General features: G+C 59.5%; 14 protein-coding genes and 1 pseudogene. 8 read left to right on the plus strand and 7 right to left on the minus strand.

All coding sequences use genetic code 11. The annotated features are described in order from the left end of the window. Positions 1–77: 77 nt before the first annotated feature. The 3 genes from AA74_RS0114760 to AA74_RS0114770 all read left to right on the plus strand — a co-directional run bounded on the left by AA74_RS0114760 (position 78) and on the right by AA74_RS0114770 (position 7,121). Complete coding sequence (locus AA74_RS0114760; RefSeq protein WP_025912665.1) at positions 78–2,786, plus strand: cation-transporting P-type ATPase; 2,709 nt, start codon at positions 78–80, stop codon at positions 2,784–2,786. A gap of 105 nt (positions 2,787–2,891) precedes the next feature. Further along, on the plus strand, positions 2,892–3,956 hold the full coding sequence (locus AA74_RS0114765) for an efflux RND transporter periplasmic adaptor subunit (RefSeq protein WP_025912666.1): 1,065 nt from the start codon (positions 2,892–2,894) through the stop codon (positions 3,954–3,956). 9 nt (positions 3,957–3,965) lie between these two features. Then, on the plus strand, positions 3,966–7,121 hold the full coding sequence (locus AA74_RS0114770) for an efflux RND transporter permease subunit (protein ID WP_025912667.1): 3,156 nt from the start codon (positions 3,966–3,968) through the stop codon (positions 7,119–7,121). On the opposite strand, the gene AA74_RS0114775 is transcribed toward AA74_RS0114770, so the two are convergent. Then, a complete protein-coding gene (locus tag AA74_RS0114775) occupies positions 7,051–8,172 on the minus strand; it encodes a YbdK family carboxylate-amine ligase (protein ID WP_021242649.1) in 1,122 nt (373 codons plus the stop codon). The genes AA74_RS0114770 and AA74_RS0114775 overlap by 71 nt on opposite strands. A 104-nt stretch (positions 8,173–8,276) precedes the next feature. Between AA74_RS0114775 and AA74_RS0114780 the strand changes: the two genes are divergently transcribed. Continuing rightward, entirely contained in the window at positions 8,277–9,167 is an 891-nt protein-coding gene (locus AA74_RS0114780) for an oxidoreductase (RefSeq protein WP_025912668.1), read from the plus strand. On the opposite strand, the pseudogene AA74_RS1000000123720 reads toward AA74_RS0114780, so the two are convergent. Continuing rightward, positions 9,164–9,271 (minus strand): annotated as a pseudogene (locus AA74_RS1000000123720) (AraC family transcriptional regulator); the annotation flags it as partial. The gene AA74_RS0114780 and the pseudogene AA74_RS1000000123720 sit on opposite strands and share 4 nt — an antisense overlap. Before the next feature lie 119 nt (positions 9,272–9,390). Between AA74_RS1000000123720 and AA74_RS0114790 the strand changes: the two are divergent. Then, entirely contained in the window at positions 9,391–9,705 is a 315-nt protein-coding gene (locus AA74_RS0114790) for a DUF6678 family protein (RefSeq protein WP_008499398.1), read from the plus strand. 115 nt (positions 9,706–9,820) lie between these two features. On the opposite strand, the gene AA74_RS1000000123445 is transcribed toward AA74_RS0114790, so the two are convergent. From AA74_RS1000000123445 to AA74_RS0114815, 5 genes are all read right to left on the minus strand, one after another. Further along, a complete protein-coding gene (locus AA74_RS1000000123445; protein WP_127913798.1) occupies positions 9,821–10,120 on the minus strand; it encodes a hypothetical protein in 300 nt (99 codons plus the stop codon). Positions 10,121–10,350: 230 nt separating this feature from the next. Next, positions 10,351–10,854 carry a DUF2569 family protein gene (locus tag AA74_RS0114795; RefSeq protein ID WP_025912670.1) on the minus strand — a complete coding sequence of 168 codons (504 nt, stop codon included), beginning with the start codon at positions 10,852–10,854 and terminating at the stop codon, positions 10,351–10,353. Between the two features lie 282 nt (positions 10,855–11,136). Then, entirely contained in the window at positions 11,137–11,727 is a 591-nt protein-coding gene (locus AA74_RS0114800) for a hypothetical protein (RefSeq protein ID WP_023293086.1), read from the minus strand. A 139-nt stretch (positions 11,728–11,866) separates the two neighbouring features. Further along, positions 11,867–12,322 (minus strand): hypothetical protein, encoded by a 456-nt coding sequence (locus AA74_RS01000000122220; RefSeq protein WP_032667558.1) that lies wholly within the window; start codon positions 12,320–12,322, stop codon positions 11,867–11,869. Positions 12,323–12,551: 229 nt separating this feature from the next. After that, positions 12,552–13,433: a LysR family transcriptional regulator gene (locus AA74_RS0114815; protein ID WP_021242639.1), complete on the minus strand. Its 882-nt coding sequence runs from the start codon at positions 13,431–13,433 to the stop codon at positions 12,552–12,554. 105 nt (positions 13,434–13,538) lie between these two features. Between AA74_RS0114815 and budA the strand changes: the two genes are divergently transcribed. The 3 genes from budA to AA74_RS0114830 are packed head-to-tail and all read left to right on the plus strand — an operon-like array spanning position 13,539 to position 16,802. Next, positions 13,539–14,318 (plus strand): acetolactate decarboxylase, encoded by a 780-nt coding sequence (budA, locus tag AA74_RS0114820; protein ID WP_025912672.1) that lies wholly within the window; start codon positions 13,539–13,541, stop codon positions 14,316–14,318. Next, on the plus strand, positions 14,290–16,011 hold the full coding sequence (alsS, locus tag AA74_RS0114825; RefSeq protein ID WP_191091709.1) for an acetolactate synthase AlsS: 1,722 nt from the start codon (positions 14,290–14,292) through the stop codon (positions 16,009–16,011). Before budA ends, alsS begins: the two co-directional genes overlap by 29 nt. A 20-nt stretch (positions 16,012–16,031) precedes the next feature. Further along, complete coding sequence (locus AA74_RS0114830; protein ID WP_008499406.1) at positions 16,032–16,802, plus strand: (S)-acetoin forming diacetyl reductase; 771 nt, start codon at positions 16,032–16,034, stop codon at positions 16,800–16,802. Positions 16,803–16,819: the final 17 nt, after the last annotated feature.

The raw sequence follows: 16,819 nt of genomic DNA on the forward strand, positions 1-16,819 counted from the left end.
CAAGACTTTAAAATGAATTTATTTAAGCCCGAAAGGAATTCAGGCTTCTGTTCACCGGAAATTGAAGGAAAAATACGATGACTGAAAAAAAAGTGATTCCGAACGTGCCGCCTTCCGGCGGGCTGGCATACCAGCAGACCGTAGAGCAGGTGCTTGCACACGCGCAGAGCCAGGCCAGCGGCCTGGACCGTGCAGAGGCGCAGGCGCGTCTGCAAAAAACAGGGCCGAACGCGCTGCCGGAGAAAAAAGGCAAACCCGCCTGGCTGCGTTTCCTGGCCCATTTTAATGATGTGCTGATTTATGTCCTGCTGGCCGCCGCCGTATTAACGGCAGTAATGGGCCACTGGGTTGATACGCTGGTTATTTTGGGCGTTGCGGTAATCAATGCCTTAATTGGTCATATTCAGGAAAGCAACGCGGAAAAATCCCTGAAGAGTATTCGTAATATGCTCGCCAGCGAGGCGCGCGTTATTCGTAACGGCAACCATGAAACAATTCCCACAACTGAAATAGTCCCGGGCGATATTATTGTATTGCGTGCGGGGGATCGTATTCCGGCGGATATGCGTTTAATTGAAGCGCATAATTTACGCGTGGAAGAGGCGATTCTGACCGGTGAATCCACCGTGGTGGATAAACACGTTAATCCGCTGAGCGGCGAATTACCGCTGGGCGATCGCACCAATATGGTCTTCTCCGGGACGACCGTCAGCGCGGGCGGCGGCATCGGCGTGGTCACCGCCACCGGTCAGGATACGGAACTCGGCCACATCAACCAGATGATGGCGGGTATCGAGAAGCACCGTACGCCGCTGCTGGTGCAGATGGACAAGCTGGGTAAGGCGATCTTCGCGATTATTCTGGCGATGATGGCCGCGCTGTTTGTCTTCAGCCTGGCGTTCCGCGAGATCCCAATGGGCGAGCTGCTGCTCTCCCTGATCAGCCTGGCGGTCGCCTCCGTACCGGAAGGTCTGCCGGCGATTATCTCCATCATCCTCTCCCTGGGCGTGCAGGCGATGGCGCGCAAGCGGGCCATCATCCGCAAGCTGCCGACGGTGGAAACGCTTGGCGCGATGACCGTGATCTGCTCGGATAAAACCGGCACCCTGACCATGAACGAGATGACGGTCAAAGCCATCATCACCGCCGACGCCTGCTACCGCGTGGACGGCAACAGCTACGAGCCGGTGGGTAACCTCTACCTGGAAGGCAGCGACGAGCCGGTCCACATCCAGCCGGGCACCGTGCTGGAGCAGTACCTGCGCACCATCGACCTGTGTAACGACAGCCAGCTGATTCAGGACGAGCGCGGGCTGTGGGGCATTACCGGTGGGCCGACCGAGGGCGCGCTGAAGGTGCTGGCGGCGAAGGCCAACCTTGAGCCGGTCACGACCACGCTGGTTAACAAAATCCCGTTCGACTCGCAGTACAAGTACATGAGCACCCACTACCAGATTGGCGGTGAGGAGCAGATCCTGATCACCGGGGCGCCGGACGTCATTTTCGCCCTCTGCGCGCAGCAGCAGACCCGTCACGGTGCGGAAGCCTTCAACCGCGCGTACTGGGAAAGTGAGATGGAGCGCTATGCGCGTCAGGGGCTGCGCATGGTCGCCGCGGCGTTCAAGCCGGCGAACGGCGAGCAGGAACTGACGCACGACGATCTGAGCCACGGTCTGATCTTCCTCGGCATCGCCGGGATGATGGATCCGCCGCGTCCGGAAGCGATTGACGCGATTAACGCCTGCCAGCAGGCGGGGATCCGCGTGAAGATGATCACCGGCGATCACCCGCAGACGGCAATGAGCATCGGGCAGATGCTGGGGATCAGCAACAGCGAGCAGGCGGTCACCGGCTATGAGCTGGAGAAGATGGACGACGCCGCGCTGGCGGAAGCCGCGGTGAAGTATGACATCTTCGCCCGTACCAGCCCGGAGCATAAGCTGCGCCTGGTGAAAGCGCTGCAGGACAAAGGTGAAATTGTCGGCATGACCGGTGACGGCGTGAACGACGCCCCGGCGCTGCGTCAGGCGGACGTGGGCATTGCGATGGGCATTAAGGGCACGGAAGTGACCAAAGAGGCGGCGGACATGGTCCTGACGGACGATAACTTCGCCACCATTGCCAGCGCGGTGAAAGAGGGGCGTCGCGTTTACGACAACCTGAAGAAGACCATCCTGTTCATCATGCCGACCAACCTGGCGCAGGGGCTGCTGATTGTGATTGCGCTGCTGGCGGGGAACATCATTCCGCTGACGCCGGTGCTGATCCTGTGGATGAACATGGCGACCTCCGCCACGCTCTCCTTCGGCCTGGCCTTTGAAGCCGCCGAGCGCAACATCATGCGCCGTCCGCCGCGTCAGACCGGCCAGCACGTGATGGACGCCTACGCCGTCTGGCGCGTGGCCTTCGTCGGCACCATGATTGCCATCGCCGCCTTTGCGCTGGAAGCCTGGCTGGCTCCGCGCGGCCACAGCGCGGAGTTCATCCGCACCGTGCTGCTGCAGATGCTGGTCTGCGCCCAGTGGGTATACATGATTAACTGCCGCAACACCGAAGGGTTCTCCCTCAACCGCGGCCTGCTGGCGAACAAAGGGATCTGGCTGGTGACGGGCGTGCTGTTCCTGCTCCAGGCGGCGATTATCTACCTGCCGTTTATGCAGATGCTGTTCGGTACCGAAGCGCTGCCGCTGCGCTACTGGTTTGTGACCCTGGCCGTTGCAGGCGTGATGTTCTTCGTCGTCGAAATCGAGAAGCGACTGACCCGCAGGTTCCGTAAGGCTGCATAACCTTTTGCCCTCACCCTAACCCTCTCCCTGTGGGAGAGGGGACTCTGACCTCCCTCTCCCACAGGGAGAGGGCCGGGATGAGGGCAACAACCCTGAGGTACTCCCATGAAACTCCCACTCCTGTTCGCGCTCCTCGCCTGCACCCTGCCACCCGCATTCGCTGCCGCCATTCCCGTTCGCGTCGCCACCGTGGAGCAAACCGCCCACGCCGCCGAGCGCCAAATCCCGGGCCGCATCGAAGCCATTCACACCGTTGAGCTACGCGCACGCACGGAGGGCGCGATCGCCAAAATCCACTTCCGCGACGGGCAGTACGTGAAAAAAGACGACGTGCTGTTTGAGCTGGACGACGCCGAGCCGCGCGCCGCCCTGCGCCTGGCGCAGGCCGAAGTGAAAAGCGCCGAAGCCACGCTGCGCCAGGCGCAGCAGCAGCTTTCCCGCTTTGAAAGTCTCGGCAGCAGCAACGCCATCAGCCGTCACGACGTGGACAACGCCCGCATGCAGCGCGACGTCGCCAGCGCCGCTCTCGAGCAGGCGAAGGCCCGGCTCGACGCCCGCCGCGTCACCCTGAGCTACACCCGCATCACCTCGCCGATTGACGGCCGCGTGGGGCACAGCAGCTTCCACGTGGGTAGCCTGGTCAACCCGGCGAGCGGCGTTTTGGTGGAGGTGGTGCAGCTTGACCCGATCCGCATCGCCTTTGCGCTGGAAGAGGGGGCGTTTGCCGCCAAAGCCGGACAGCATGCGGATATCAACGCCATGAAGCGTGCCTGGCAGGCGCTGATCGACAGCAACGGCCAGCGCATCAGCGGCGAGCTGACGTCAGTGGATAACCGCGTTGACCCGCGTACCGCCAGCGTGATGCTGCGCGCCGAGTTTGCCAATCCGCGCCATCAGCTGCTGCCCGGCGGCAATGTGAACGTGTTTTTGCGCCCGGCAAGTGAACAGCCGGTGCTGACCCTGCCCGCCGCCGCGGTCCAGCAGAACGGCGACGGCTACTTTGCCTGGGTCGTTAATGCCGACGGCAACGCCGAAATGCGCCCGCTGAACGTGGCTGGTCAGATTAGCCAGCAGTTCCAGATTGCCTCTGGCGTGAAGCCCGGCGAGCGAGCGATTACTGACGGCGCGCAGCGCGTGCAGCCCGGCGCTGCCGTCCAGATACTCAATTAAGGAGCCATCATGCTGACGTTTTTCATCAAACGCCCGCGCTTCGCGATGGTGATTGCGCTGGTCATCACCCTGCTGGGGGCCATTGCGCTGAGGATTATCCCGGTGGAGCAGTACCCGCAGATCGCGCCGCCGGTGGTGAACGTCTCTGCCAGCTGGCCGGGCGCCAGCTCGGCCGACGTGGCGGAGGCCATCGCCACGCCGCTGGAGACGCAGCTGAACGGCGTGGACCATATGCTCTATATGGAGTCCACCAGCTCGGACGAAGGCACTTACAGCCTGAACATCACCTTTGCGGCGGGCACCGATCCGGACCTCGCCGCCATCGACGTGCAGAACCGCGTGGCGCAGGCCGTGGCGCAGCTGCCCACCGAGGCGCAGCAAAACGGCGTGCAGGTGCGCAAGCGGGCCACCAACCTGATGATGGGGGTAAGCCTTTACTCACCGAACAACACCCACACGCCGCTGTTCGTCAGCAACTACGCCAGCACCCAGGTGCGCGAGGCACTGTCGCGTCTGCCGGGCGTCGGGCAGGTACAGATGTTCGGCGCGCGCGACTACAGCATGCGCATCTGGCTGCGCCCGGACCGCATGAACGCCCTGAACGTCACCACCGATGACGTGGCGCAGGCGCTGCGAGAGCAGAACGTGCAGGGGGCGGCCGGCCAGGTGGGCACCCCGCCGGTGTTTAACGGCCAGCAGCAGACCCTGACCATCAACGGGCTGGGGCGCTTAAGCCAGGCCGACGAGTTTGCCGATATCATCATCCGCGCGGGGGAAATGGGCCAGCTGGTGCGCCTGAAGGATGTCGCCACCATCGAGCTTGGCTCGCGCAGCTACAGCTCCGGCGCGCAGCTGAACGGACATGACTCCGCCTATTTGGGTATCTACCCGACGCCGTCCGCCAACGCCCTGCGCGTGGCCGACGCGGTGCGCGGGGAGCTGGAGCGCCTCTCGATGCGCTTCCCGGACGACCTGGTCTATGAGGTGAAATTCGACACCACCACCTTCGTTGCCGCCACCATTAAAGAGATCGGCGTCTCGCTGGCGCTCACGATGCTGGCGGTGGTGGTGGTCGTTTCCCTGTTCCTGCAAAGCTGGCGCGCGACGCTGATTGTCGCCCTTGCCATTCCGGTGTCGCTGGTGGGCACCTTTGCGGTGCTCTACGCGCTCGGCTACTCCGCCAACACGCTGAGCCTGTTCGCCATCATTCTGGCGCTGACCATGGTGGTGGATGACGCCATCGTGGTGGTGGAGAGCGTTGAAACGCTGATGGCGGAAGGGCAGAGCCGAACGGCGGCGACCGCACTGGCGCTGCGCCAGATTGCCGGGCCGGTCATCGCGACGACGCTGGTGCTGCTGGCGGTGTTTGTGCCGGTGGCGCTGCTGCCGGGGATTGTTGGCGAGCTGTACCGCCAGTTCGCGGTGACCCTCTCGACGGCCGTGACGCTCTCAAGCCTGGTGGCGCTGACCCTGACGCCCGCGCTGTGCGCGATGCTGCTGCGTCCGCGCCCGGAGAAACCGGCGGCCGTTTATCGCGTCTTCAACCGCGGGCTGGACGCCACGCGCGGTTTGTACACCAGCCTCGTGCAGGTCTTAAACCTGCGCCCGTGGCTGGCGCTGCTGGCCACCGCAGGCGCGGCGGCCGTCGTGCTGTTCAGCTTTACGTCGATGCCAAAAGGCTTCCTGCCGCAGGAGGACCAGGGCTACTTCTTCGCCAGCGTTCAGCTGCCGGAAGCGGCTTCGCTGGAGCGCACCGAAGCGGTGATGACCACCGCGCGGGAGCTGATCGCCCAAAATCCGGCGGTGGAAGACGTGATTCAGGTCTCCGGGTTTAACATCCTCAACGGCACCAGCGCCTCCAACGGCGGGTTTATCTCCATCATGCTCAAAGACTGGAGCGAGCGTCCGCCGCTGGATGAGGTGATGGGTACCCTTCAGCGCCAGCTGCTGGCCCTGCCGGAGGCGACCATCATGACCTTCGCGCCGCCGACGCTGCCGGGGCTGGGCAACGCCTCGGGCTTCGACCTGCGTATCCAGTCTCAGGCGGGGCAGAGCCCGGCGGAGCTGGAGCGCGTCACCCGCGAGGTGCTGATGAAAGCCAACCAGCACCCGCAGCTGAGCCGCGTGTTCACCACCTGGAGCAGCAACGTGCCGCAGCTGACGCTGTCCGTTGACCGCGAGCGCGCCGCCCGCCTCGACGTGCCGGTATCGCGCATCTTCAGCAGCCTGCAAACCGCCTTTGGCGGCACCCGCGCCGGGGATTTCAGCATCAACAACCGCGTCTACCACGTGGTAATGCAGAACGAGATGCAGTGGCGCGAGCGCGCCGAGCAGATCGGCGAGCTGTTCGTGCGCAGCAACAGCGGCGAGCGGGTGCGCCTGAGCAACCTCGTCACCATCACGCCAACCGTCGGCGCGCCGTTCCTGCAGCAGTACAACCAGTTCCCGTCCGTGTCGGTGAGCGGCTCGGCAGCGGCTGGAGTGAGCAGCAGCACCGCCATGGCGGCGATGGGCGAGATTCTGGCGCAGAGCCTACCAGCCGGCTACGACTACGCCTGGAGCGGCATGTCGTACCAGGAACAGCAGACCGGCAATCAGGCGATCTGGATCGTGCTGGCGGCGGTGGTGATGGCGTGGCTGTTCCTCGTCGCCCAGTACGAGAGCTGGACGCTCCCGGCGAGCGTGATGCTCTCGGTGCTGTTCGCCCTCGGCGGGGCGCTGGTCTGGCTGTGGCTGGCGGGCTACGCCAACGACGTGTACGTGCAGATTGGTCTGGTATTGCTGATCGCACTAGCGGCCAAAAACGCGATTCTTATCGTGGAGTTTGCCCGCGCGCGGCGTATGGACGGAATGGCGATTGTCGATGCCGCGCGGGAAGGGGCCTCGCGCCGCTTCCGCGCGGTGATGATGACCGCCGTGTCGTTCATTATCGGCGTTCTGCCGATGATGCTGGCGACCGGGGCGGGCGCCCAGAGCCGCCGCATCATCGGCACCACGGTGTTCAGCGGCATGCTGGTAGCGACCGTGGTGGGGATTCTGTTCATCCCGGCCCTGTTCGTGCTGTTCCAGCGCCTGCGGGAGTGGGGTCACGGCCTTACGGACTCGTCGCCCACAGCTCGCAGTGCTTCTGCACCAGAGAAATCAGCGAGCCGCCGTCGGCGATAAAGTCCCGCATGCGCTGCGCCTCGCTCTTGCCCTGCTTTAACAGCAGGGCAATTTCATTGATTGCGCTTGTCGCGCCGAGCTTCTCGGCCGACGGCGCCACCTGCTCCAGCAGCCAGGCGATATCTTCCGCCACGGTTTTGTGCTCGCCGGTGTGCACGTCCGTCAGGATCCCCTCCAGCCCGTAGCGACACGCCTGAAAACGGTTAAAACGGTAGAGCAGAAAATCCCGTTCCTGATGCTTATACGGCCGCGTGGTCAGCAGCCAGTGCGACGTGGCCTGAATCAGCCCGGCGATGTTAATCGCGTGGCCGAGCGTCAGCGGCGTATCCATCACCCGCACCTCCACGGTGCCAAAATGCGGGCTGGGGCGAATATCCCAGTGCAGATCTTTGATGCTGTCGATCATGCTGGTGGCGCTCAGGCGGCGGAACAGCCCTTCAAACTCCTGCCAGCTGTTGACCCACGGCATCTGTCCGTTATCCGGGAACCCGGAGAAGATATTGAGCCGCGACGAGGAGAACTTCGTGTCGGTGCCCTGCATGTACGGCGAGGCGGCCGCCAGGGCAATAAAGTGCGGTACAAAGCGCGACAGGCCGTGCAGGAGGTAAATGGCGTCATCCCCGGTCCGGCAGCCGACGTGCACGTGCTGGCCGAATACCGTCGCCTGCAAAATCAGATAGCCAAAGCGCTCCAGCGTGACGTTATAGCGCTCGTCGTCGCACACCTCCTGACGCTGCCACTTCTGGAACGGGTGCGTCCCGCCGCCGCAGATCTGGATATGCTGCTCCGCCGCGGCGCGCAGGATGCTCTGCTGCATCACCGAGAACTGCGCCGCCGCCTGGTCGATGGTCTGACACACGCCAGTGGCGATTTCGAGCATGCTTTCGGTAATGTCGTGTTTGACCTCTCCGCCTTTGATGTCGTCTTTGACGGCGGCGATGAGCGCGGAGGAGTCCTGGCTGAGGTCGTATCCCGGCGGGTTAACCACCTGCAGTTCGAGCTCGATGCCAAGGGTGAACGGTTCAGAGGATTTAAAATCGGGTAAAGGCATGGCGCACTCCGTTGTCTGTGAATGTTGAGTATAGACAACGGGTGTGGCGCGCTCGTCTCAGGGTGGTATAACTGATAGCAGGCTTAGCAAAAGGGGAGTGACTCATGTCTGACTATCCAACCATTGCGCTGATTGGTCCCGGTGCGATTGGCACCACCATTGCCGCGGTGTTGCATGACGCGGGCCGCAAGCCGCTGCTCTGCGGACGCACCGCGCATCCGGAATTACGCCTGCGTCACGATGAGGGTGAAACGGTGGTGCCCGGTCCGGTATTAACCGATCCAGCGGCCATCACGCGCCCCGTTGACCTCGTGTTTATCGCGGTAAAAACGACGCAAAATGCCGACAGCGCCGGGTGGCTGCGCGCCCTTTGCGATGAAAATACCGTGGTCTGCGCGCTGCAAAATGGCGTAGAGCAGAAGGCGCAGCTTGAGCCTTTGGTCAGTGGCGCAACGGTGCTGCCGTCGGTGGTCTGGTTCCCGGCGCAGCGCGAGCCGGATGCCTCCGTCTGGCTACGGGCGAAGCCGCGCCTGACGCTGCCGGACGTGCCGCAGGCGCAGCGGGTGGCCGAGGCGCTTCGCGGTACGCGCTGTGAAGTTGAACTGTCGGCTGATTTCCCCACCGTCGCCTGGCGCAAGCTGCTGCAAAACGCGGTCGCCGGGCTGATGGTGCTCGCTAACCGCCGCGCCGGGATGTTCAGGCGCGAGGATATCAGCGAGCTTGCGCTGGCCTACCTGCGCGAGGGGCTTACTGTCGCCCGCGCCGAGGGGGCGAAGCTGGCCGATGACGTGGCGCAGGAGATTCTGGCGAACTTTCAGCGCGCGCCTGAGGACCTCGGCACGTCGATTCTCGCTGACCGTCAGGCGGATCGCCCGATGGAGTGGGACATCCGCAACGGCGTGATCCAGCGCTACGGCCGCAAACACGGCATTGCGGTGCCCATCAGCGACGTGGTGGTGCCGCTGCTGGCGGCGGGGAGCGAGGGGCCGGGTTAACGGTTACTGTTTTTCCGTTCGGCAAAGTAATGGGCGGCCGTGCTGCCCATCACTTTTATGAACATGGTGATAAACGCGTTCACGGATTCGTACCTGAGAGTGGCGGTGGGGCGATAGAGAGGGGGGAAGACAAGTGAATATGAAGTTCAGCTTTGTGCCATAATTTTACGTTGTTATCCTGGTAGCGTGTTAATCTGTCGGGAGCAGATCCCGGGAGGTTCAAATGCTTTATAGCTGCATGAATAATACAAAATGGAATGAGATCCGCATGGCAATGGTTAGCATTGAATCTTCCCCCTTATGGAAAATCACTTTTCTCAATGGCTATGAATCTGCAGTTGATGGCGAGTGGTTTTACCATTTCTGTGAAGGTGGCTATTTGGATATCAAGTATCTTGATATTATGACAAACTCAGTTGAACAACATACCATGGTAGGTACTATTCTTCGCGCTATTCATCTCCCAGGAATCGAGGTATCAACCGGTTATAGAATTTGGGGATACGCAGATTCGGTCAGCTATGTAGATTATCTTTAACTAGATAAAATCGGTTAATGGCTAACAGGAATACGTTAGTCTTTGAGTAGAATTGGCCTCTACTCCTCACTGTCTAAGCGTTACACTGAAAGTTATTAATTCAAAGTCAATACAATCAAACATCTTCCCATAGCGGCATCAATTCTGCAGGTAATTGTTCCTTATCAAACCCCTCAAACCAATACACTGAGCCTTGCGGTCCAATAATCGGCACTTCTCCCCACCCCGGATGAAACAATGCGCGACTCCAGTCAGGCTTGAGACGACCACGCCGTTTAAGGCGCTGACCATTACACGCAGTTGCTCGTATTGAAGGAAAATTAATAAAGAAACTTAACGGCATTTTCTCTTTGCGCGCACGTTGTAATTGCCTTGATATCCAGTCCTGGTTACGTTTGCGAAGTTTTTGTTTCATTGGCTACTGTTCTGATTCTACTCACTTATCAATCAATGCTCTCACTATAATCCGACGCCATGCTTTCTACAAGAGTGTCCGTTCTTAACTCAGTGCGGACCTTACCCACTTTTCTGCCCTTTCCGTATAATGAGCGGACGGTGATAGCGTCCGCTCAGTGTTGATGACTGTATGTGCATTAGTATAGCCATGCATCTTCTGTCATCAAAATGATGAAGCCACTCGTGCTTTTATCGGATAAACGTTCTTTTTACGCGAACAGAGGTTATGAAATAGGGAATCCAAATTAAAGCCGTAATTACGTTTCTAAAAACAGGTACAAGTTCATTATATCCAATTTCAGCGCCAGGAATTAATATGTAAAGCAAGTAGGTATTAAATGACATTGTCGTCACGATTGATATTAAAAACAAAACATAAAGCTTTGGTAGCGATTTCTTCTTTTTTAGGAAAAATGAAAGAACGGTGACTGTAAAAAGAAATTCGCCAATATAAATAACCAGGGAAAGCATGAAGAAGATTTTTGCATTTGCATTCAAATGCGAATAGTTTTCTATCGTAAATTTAAATGCATCTGTCATTGCAAAAAGATAGGAAGCAGCAGTGACCAATAATCCTATAAGAGGGAGAAAAAGAAAACCTCCAATTTTCCTGAAGTTTTTATCTTCGCAACTGTCGCAAAACTCTCTGTCCTGAGGTATTTCGACCCCACACTTTATGCATCCCCATTCCATATATGGACCTTTGGTAAATTTTATAATTAACAATAGATTAAACGAAGTCTATTACAAACGCAACTGACCGATAAATAAGTGTACTGTACAGGTAATTTTTCGCGTAAATTTGTGTTAAGGGTGAATATCCGCCGCGCAGGTATTCATTTTAAAGGCGGTTGATCGGTACCGCTTTTTGCTAATAACCGCTCCTCAAACATTTCTTCCCGGCAGTTCTCGTCCGGAAACGGATATTTAAAGCGAAGTGCTAATGCTGAACGCCATAAGGTTATCTGTTGCACTTCAGTCCAGCTTCTCGATATTCAACCTAACCGCTTTCAGCGTTCTCCTGCGGATCCAGCCGCTGCCCGCCCGGATTATCAGCCAGTAAGCCGCCATTCTGAGCCGGGTGCTTCTGTCCGGGCAATAGACGAACGTTTCTGTATTGAGTTCATGCTGCCCTGGCGCCAATTCCGTTACCTGATAGCGTAGCAACAATGTCGCGCTGCCCGGCGTCACTGACGTCTGAAAAGCGCTGACATCCGGTACTTTTTCCAGACCAAAATCTGAACGCCAGAACTGTCCTCGCAAGCCATAGCAGAGCTCAGATGCTGAGTTTTTCAAAAGGGTAAAACTGTGCAGGCCAAAGTTGCCGATGGAGTTAGCCTGCTGATTACGCAGAAATTTCTGCGGTAATTGCCGTAAAAACATCAGCCGCCGAATGACGACATCTTGCCGGACGTCAAAGTTTGCAATCAACGGCAGAATATGTTCGGGATGCGCAGTATGAATGACCGTTCGGTGTTTTTCATGAAACTGGAACTGAGGTAAAAAAGCGGGGACATCCTGCCACTGAGCAAGCGCTTTGCGGGTTACGAATCCAGGATTCAGCATTTCTCTTCCTTGTCATCCCTTGAGTGCAGCCAGAGTATCAGATGGCGTTCCGCAAGCAATTACCAGGAAAAGAGAGGGGTATCTGGCCGAAATGCTCCCCCATCCGCAGCAGCAGAATTCCGGCCTTCCATCACCCGTCTCAGTGCGCCGCGATATACGGCTCCTTCACAAACTCCGCCAGCAGCCAGACCATATCGTGCAGCAACCCGGTGAGTTCTTTCGCCACGCGCGCAGGCAACGTTCCACCCATGATTGCCAGCGTCAACGCCACGGCATAATCCACCTGCAACGCCGTCTCCTGCCAGCAGTCCGGCACGCAGGAAACGATCTTCTCCCCCGCGATGAGTTGTTCAACCAGATGTGGGGGAAGTTCTGTATCGCAACATTCACGCAGGCGTTTAAGCAGTGCCAGCAAGCGCTCGCAAAGTATAGAAAACGTCACGGGATCGTCAGTTTCAACCAGCACGCTCACACAGGCGGCGCAGGTGTCAGCCAGTTCGAAGAGATCTGCAGAATCGCAAAGTTGAAGATCGATGAGGTGGTGAACAGCGCTTTCTTCAGAGAGCGCATAAGAAAACTCAGGGACAGTAGCCATTTAGCATCCTCTTTAAGTAAAAATGTCACGTTATGCTAACGGGTTCCTACGCCCGGTTACGGATGGGCCGCAACGCAGGCACTTTACGGCGGTGAAAAAAGGATGGAAAGGGGATAACCCTGAATTACATAAGGTTGCTTGCAGGTTTGCGAGGCGGCTTCCAGAAGGGCATTGCCGGGTGGCGGCTACGCCTTACCCGGCCTACAAAAACCACCAACCAAACCGGCCGCTACCCCTCGCTCATCATCGCCAGAAACCGCTTCACCGTCCGCGAGCGTTCAAAGCGCCGCCAGCAGAGCGCGATATCGGTATAAAGCTCCGGCGAGCTCAGCGCGTGGTAGGTGACATTTGGCGGAGAAATGGCCGCCATGGATTTCGGCACCAGCGCAAACCCGCCGCCGGCGGAAACCATGCTCAGGGAGGATGAAAGCTGTGACGACTGCAGCGCGTGCTGCACGTCGATCCCGGCCCGCTCGCAGCAGCCGTGCACCCGGTCGTACAGGCCCGGCGCGACCTCCTGCGGGAACAACACCACCGGCGTATCCCGAAGCTGCTCTAACGCCAGCGAATCGCACGCCGCCAGCGGATGGTCGCGATGCAGCGCCACCACCATCGGCTCCCGGTCGAGGATTGTTAGCTCGAACGCCTTGCTGCTCTCGCACGGCAGGCGCACGAAGGCGATATCCAGTTCACCCTCCGCCAGCATCGTCGTCAGCGACGACATATTGGCTTCCACCTGGTGAACCTGCACCGCCATGTTCTGCACCTGAAACTGGCGAATCAGCGCGAAAATTTTGGGATGAAAAGCATCGGAGCTGGTGATGCCAATCGACAGGTTACCGTTCAGCCCGCGCGCGATGCCGCGGGCTTTCTCCAGCGCGGCGTCGCTCAGCGCCAGGATCTTGCAGGCGTCCTCGTAGAAGGCTTCTCCCGCTTCGGTCAGCTCCACGCCCCGCGTCAGGCGCCTGAACAGCGGCGTGCCCACTTCCTCTTCGAGCCGTTTGATCTGCTGACTCAGAGGAGGCTGTGAAATACCCAGCGCTTCGGCCGCCCTGGTGAAGTGTCGCTCGCGTGCAACCGCGACAAAATACCGCAGATAACGAAGTTCCATATCTAAAACGTCTCAAACCAGCATGGTTTCTATATTGGAACTCTCTGCTGAATCGGGTCAACATTTATTTAACCTTTCTAAATAAAGTTGAAGAGGACGAGCATGATGGTGCATTCATCTGCCTGCGACTGTGAAGCCAGCTTGTGCGAGACCCTGCGCGGGTTCTCCGCCCAGCATCCTGACAGCGTGATCTATCAGACATCGCTAATGAGCGCCCTGCTAAGCGGCGTGTACGAGGGGGAGACCACCATCGCCGATCTGCTGGCACACGGTGACTTTGGTCTGGGCACCTTCAACGAGCTGGAAGGCGAAATGATTGCCTTCAGTAGCCAGGTGTACCAGCTGCGCGCCGACGGCAGCGCCCGGGCCGCGAAGCCGGAGCAGAAAACGCCGTTCGCGGTGATGACCTGGTTCCAGCCGCAGTACCGTAAAACCTTCGACGCGCCGGTCAGCCGTCAGCAGATCCACGACGTCATCGACCAGCAGATCCCCTCCGATAACCTGTTCTGCGCGCTGCGCATTGACGGCAACTTCCGCCATGCCCACACCCGCACTGTACCGCGCCAGACGCCGCCGTACCGCGCGATGACCGACGTGCTGGACGACCAGCCGGTGTTCCGCTTTAACCAGCGCGAAGGGGTGCTGGTCGGGTTCCGCACGCCGCAGCATATGCAGGGGATCAACGTGGCGGGCTATCACGAACACTTCATCACCGACGACCGTCAGGGCGGGGGCCATCTGCTTGACTACCAGCTGGAGAGCGGCGTGCTCACCTTCGGTGAAATTCACAAGCTGATGATTGACCTGCCCGCCGACAGCGCCTTTTTACAGGCCAACCTTCACCCCAGCAATCTGGATGCGGCTATCCGTGCCGTCGAAAACTAACAGGAGAACTACCGTGAACAGTGAGAAACAGTCACGTCAGTGGGCGCACGGCGCCGATTTGGTTGTCGGCCAGCTGGAAGCGCAGGGCGTGAAGCAGGTGTTCGGGATCCCGGGGGCGAAAATCGACAAGGTCTTTGACTCTCTGCTGGACTCCTCCATTGAGATCATCCCGGTGCGTCACGAGGCGAACGCGGCGTTTATGGCGGCGGCGGTAGGGCGCTTGACCGGCAAGGCCGGGGTGGCGCTGGTCACCTCCGGGCCGGGCTGCTCGAACCTGATCACCGGCATTGCTACCGCCAACAGCGAAGGCGACCCGGTGGTGGCGCTGGGCGGGGCGGTGAAGCGGGCGGATAAAGCGAAGCTGGTGCACCAGAGCATGGACACCGTCGCCATGTTCAGCCCGGTCACCAAATACGCCGTGGAGGTGAGTGCGCCGGACGCGATTGCTGAGGTGGTATCGAATGCGTTTCGCGCCGCCGAGCACGGCAGGCCGGGGGGCGCGTTCGTCAGCCTGCCGCAGGACATTGTTGACCAGCCCGCCACGGGGGCGATTTTACCCGCCAGCGGTCCCGCGCTGATGGGCCCGGCACCGGAATCCGCTATCAACGACGTGGCGAAGCTTATCGAAAAGGCCAAAAACCCGGTCATCCTGCTGGGGCTGATGGCGAGCCAGCCCGCCAACAGCGCGGCGCTGCGCACGCTGCTGGAGAAAAGCCGTATTCCGGTCACCAGCACCTATCAGGCCGCCGGGGCGGTGAATCAGGAGCACTTCACCCGCTTCGCCGGACGCGTCGGTCTGTTCAATAACCAGGCGGGCGACAGGCTGCTCCATCTGGCGGACCTGATTATCTGCATCGGCTACAGCCCGGTGGAGTACGAGCCGTCCATGTGGAACAGCGGCGACGCCACGCTGGTGCACATCGACGTGCTGCCTGCCTATGAAGAACGTAACTACGTGCCGGATCTGGAGCTGGTGGGTGACATCGCCGAAACGCTGAATCAGCTCGCGAACCGTATCGACCATAAGCTTGAGCTGAGCCAGCGGGCCTCCGAAATTCTGGTCGACCGCCAGCATCAGCGCGATCTGCTCGATCGTCGCGGCGCCTCGCTTAATCAGTTCGCCCTGCATCCGCTGCGCATCGTGCGGGCCATGCAGGACATCGTGAATAACGACGTGACCCTGACCGTCGACATGGGCAGCTTCCACATCTGGATCGCCCGCTACCTCTACAGCTTCCGGGCGCGTCAGGTGATGATCTCCAACGGCCAGCAGACCATGGGCGTCGCGCTGCCGTGGGCCATTGGCGCGTGGCTGGTCAACCCGGGCCGCAAGGTGGTGTCGGTCTCCGGTGACGGCGGCTTCCTGCAGTCAAGCATGGAGCTGGAAACCGCGGTGCGCCTCAACGCTAACGTGCTGCACATCATCTGGGTGGATAACGGCTACAACATGGTTGCCATTCAGGAAGAGAAAAAATACCAGCGTCTTTCCGGCGTCGAGTTCGGCCCGGTCGATTTCAAAGTCTATGCCGACGCCTTTGGCGCGAAAGGCTTTGCCGTGGAGAGCGCCGACGCGCTCGAACCCACGCTGCGCGCGGCAATGGATGTGGATGGCCCGGCCGTGGTGGCCATTCCCGTCGACTACAGCGATAACCCGCTGCTGATGGGCCAGCTCCATCTCAGCCAGATTTTGTGACTCAACATAAGGACAGAGAAATGCAAAAAGTTGCTCTCGTAACAGGCTCAGGCCAGGGGATTGGTAAAGCGATTGCGCTTCGCCTGGTGAAAGATGGCTTTGCCGTCGCCATCGCCGACTATAACGCGGAGACGGCCAGAGCCGTGGCCGATGAAATTATCCGCAACGGCGGTAACGCCGTCGCCGTGAAGGTGGACGTCTCTGACCGCGAGCAGGTATTTGCGGCGGTGGAGAAAGCCCGCACCGCGCTGGGCGGTTTCCACGTGATCGTCAATAACGCCGGGGTTGCGCCGTCCACGCCAATCGAATCCATCACGCCGGAGATTGTCGATAAGGTCTACAACATCAACGTGAAAGGGGTGATCTGGGGGATCCAGGCCGCGATTGACGCGTTTCGTAAAGAAGGGCACGGCGGGAAAATCATCAACGCTTGTTCCCAGGCGGGCCACACCGGTAACCCGGAGCTGGCCGTCTACAGTTCCAGTAAATTCGCGGTGCGCGGCCTAACTCAGACAGCCGCGCGGGATCTTGCTCCGCTGGGGATCACCGTTAACGCCTACTGCCCGGGCATCGTGAAAACGCCGATGTGGGCAGAGATCGACCGTCAAGTCTCTGAGGCGGCGGGTAAACCGCTCGGCTACGGAACCGAGACTTTTGCCAAACGCATTACGCTTGGCCGCCTGTCCGAGCCGGAAGATGTCGCCGCCTGCGTCTCATACCTGGCAGGACCGGACTCTGACTACATGACAGGCCAGTCTCTGCTCATCGATGGTGGGATGGTGTTCAACTAAATTCTAATAAGCTCTGA

Origin of the sequence: Enterobacter sp. 5-4, from assembly GCF_000612205.1 — a bacterium.
Lineage (GTDB): Bacteria > Pseudomonadota > Gammaproteobacteria > Enterobacterales > Enterobacteriaceae > Enterobacter > Enterobacter roggenkampii.

Bases quoted from the DNA above. Each gene is read 5' to 3' on its own strand.
- AA74_RS01000000122220 (WP_032667558.1), bottom strand. From the start codon at position 12,322: ATGGCTACTGTCCCTGAGTTTTCTTATGCGCTCTCTGAAGAAAGCGCT.
- AA74_RS0114770 (WP_025912667.1), top strand. From the start codon at position 3,966: ATGCTGACGTTTTTCATCAAACGCCCGCGCTTCGCGATGGTGATTGCG.
- AA74_RS0114815 (WP_021242639.1), bottom strand. From the start codon at position 13,433: ATGGAACTTCGTTATCTGCGGTATTTTGTCGCGGTTGCACGCGAGCGA.
- AA74_RS0114830 (WP_008499406.1), top strand. From the start codon at position 16,032: ATGCAAAAAGTTGCTCTCGTAACAGGCTCAGGCCAGGGGATTGGTAAA.
- AA74_RS0114780 (WP_025912668.1), top strand. From the start codon at position 8,277: ATGTCTGACTATCCAACCATTGCGCTGATTGGTCCCGGTGCGATTGGC.
- AA74_RS0114760 (WP_025912665.1), top strand. From the start codon at position 78: ATGACTGAAAAAAAAGTGATTCCGAACGTGCCGCCTTCCGGCGGGCTG.
- AA74_RS0114765 (WP_025912666.1), top strand. From the start codon at position 2,892: ATGAAACTCCCACTCCTGTTCGCGCTCCTCGCCTGCACCCTGCCACCC.
- AA74_RS0114800 (WP_023293086.1), bottom strand. From the start codon at position 11,727: ATGCTGAATCCTGGATTCGTAACCCGCAAAGCGCTTGCTCAGTGGCAG.
- budA (WP_025912672.1), top strand. From the start codon at position 13,539: ATGGTGCATTCATCTGCCTGCGACTGTGAAGCCAGCTTGTGCGAGACC.
- alsS (WP_191091709.1), top strand. From the start codon at position 14,290: ATGCGGCTATCCGTGCCGTCGAAAACTAACAGGAGAACTACCGTGAAC.
- AA74_RS0114775 (WP_021242649.1), bottom strand. From the start codon at position 8,172: ATGCCTTTACCCGATTTTAAATCCTCTGAACCGTTCACCCTTGGCATC.
- AA74_RS0114790 (WP_008499398.1), top strand. From the start codon at position 9,391: ATGCTTTATAGCTGCATGAATAATACAAAATGGAATGAGATCCGCATG.
- AA74_RS0114795 (WP_025912670.1), bottom strand. From the start codon at position 10,854: ATGGAATGGGGATGCATAAAGTGTGGGGTCGAAATACCTCAGGACAGA.
- AA74_RS1000000123445 (WP_127913798.1), bottom strand. From the start codon at position 10,120: ATGAAACAAAAACTTCGCAAACGTAACCAGGACTGGATATCAAGGCAA.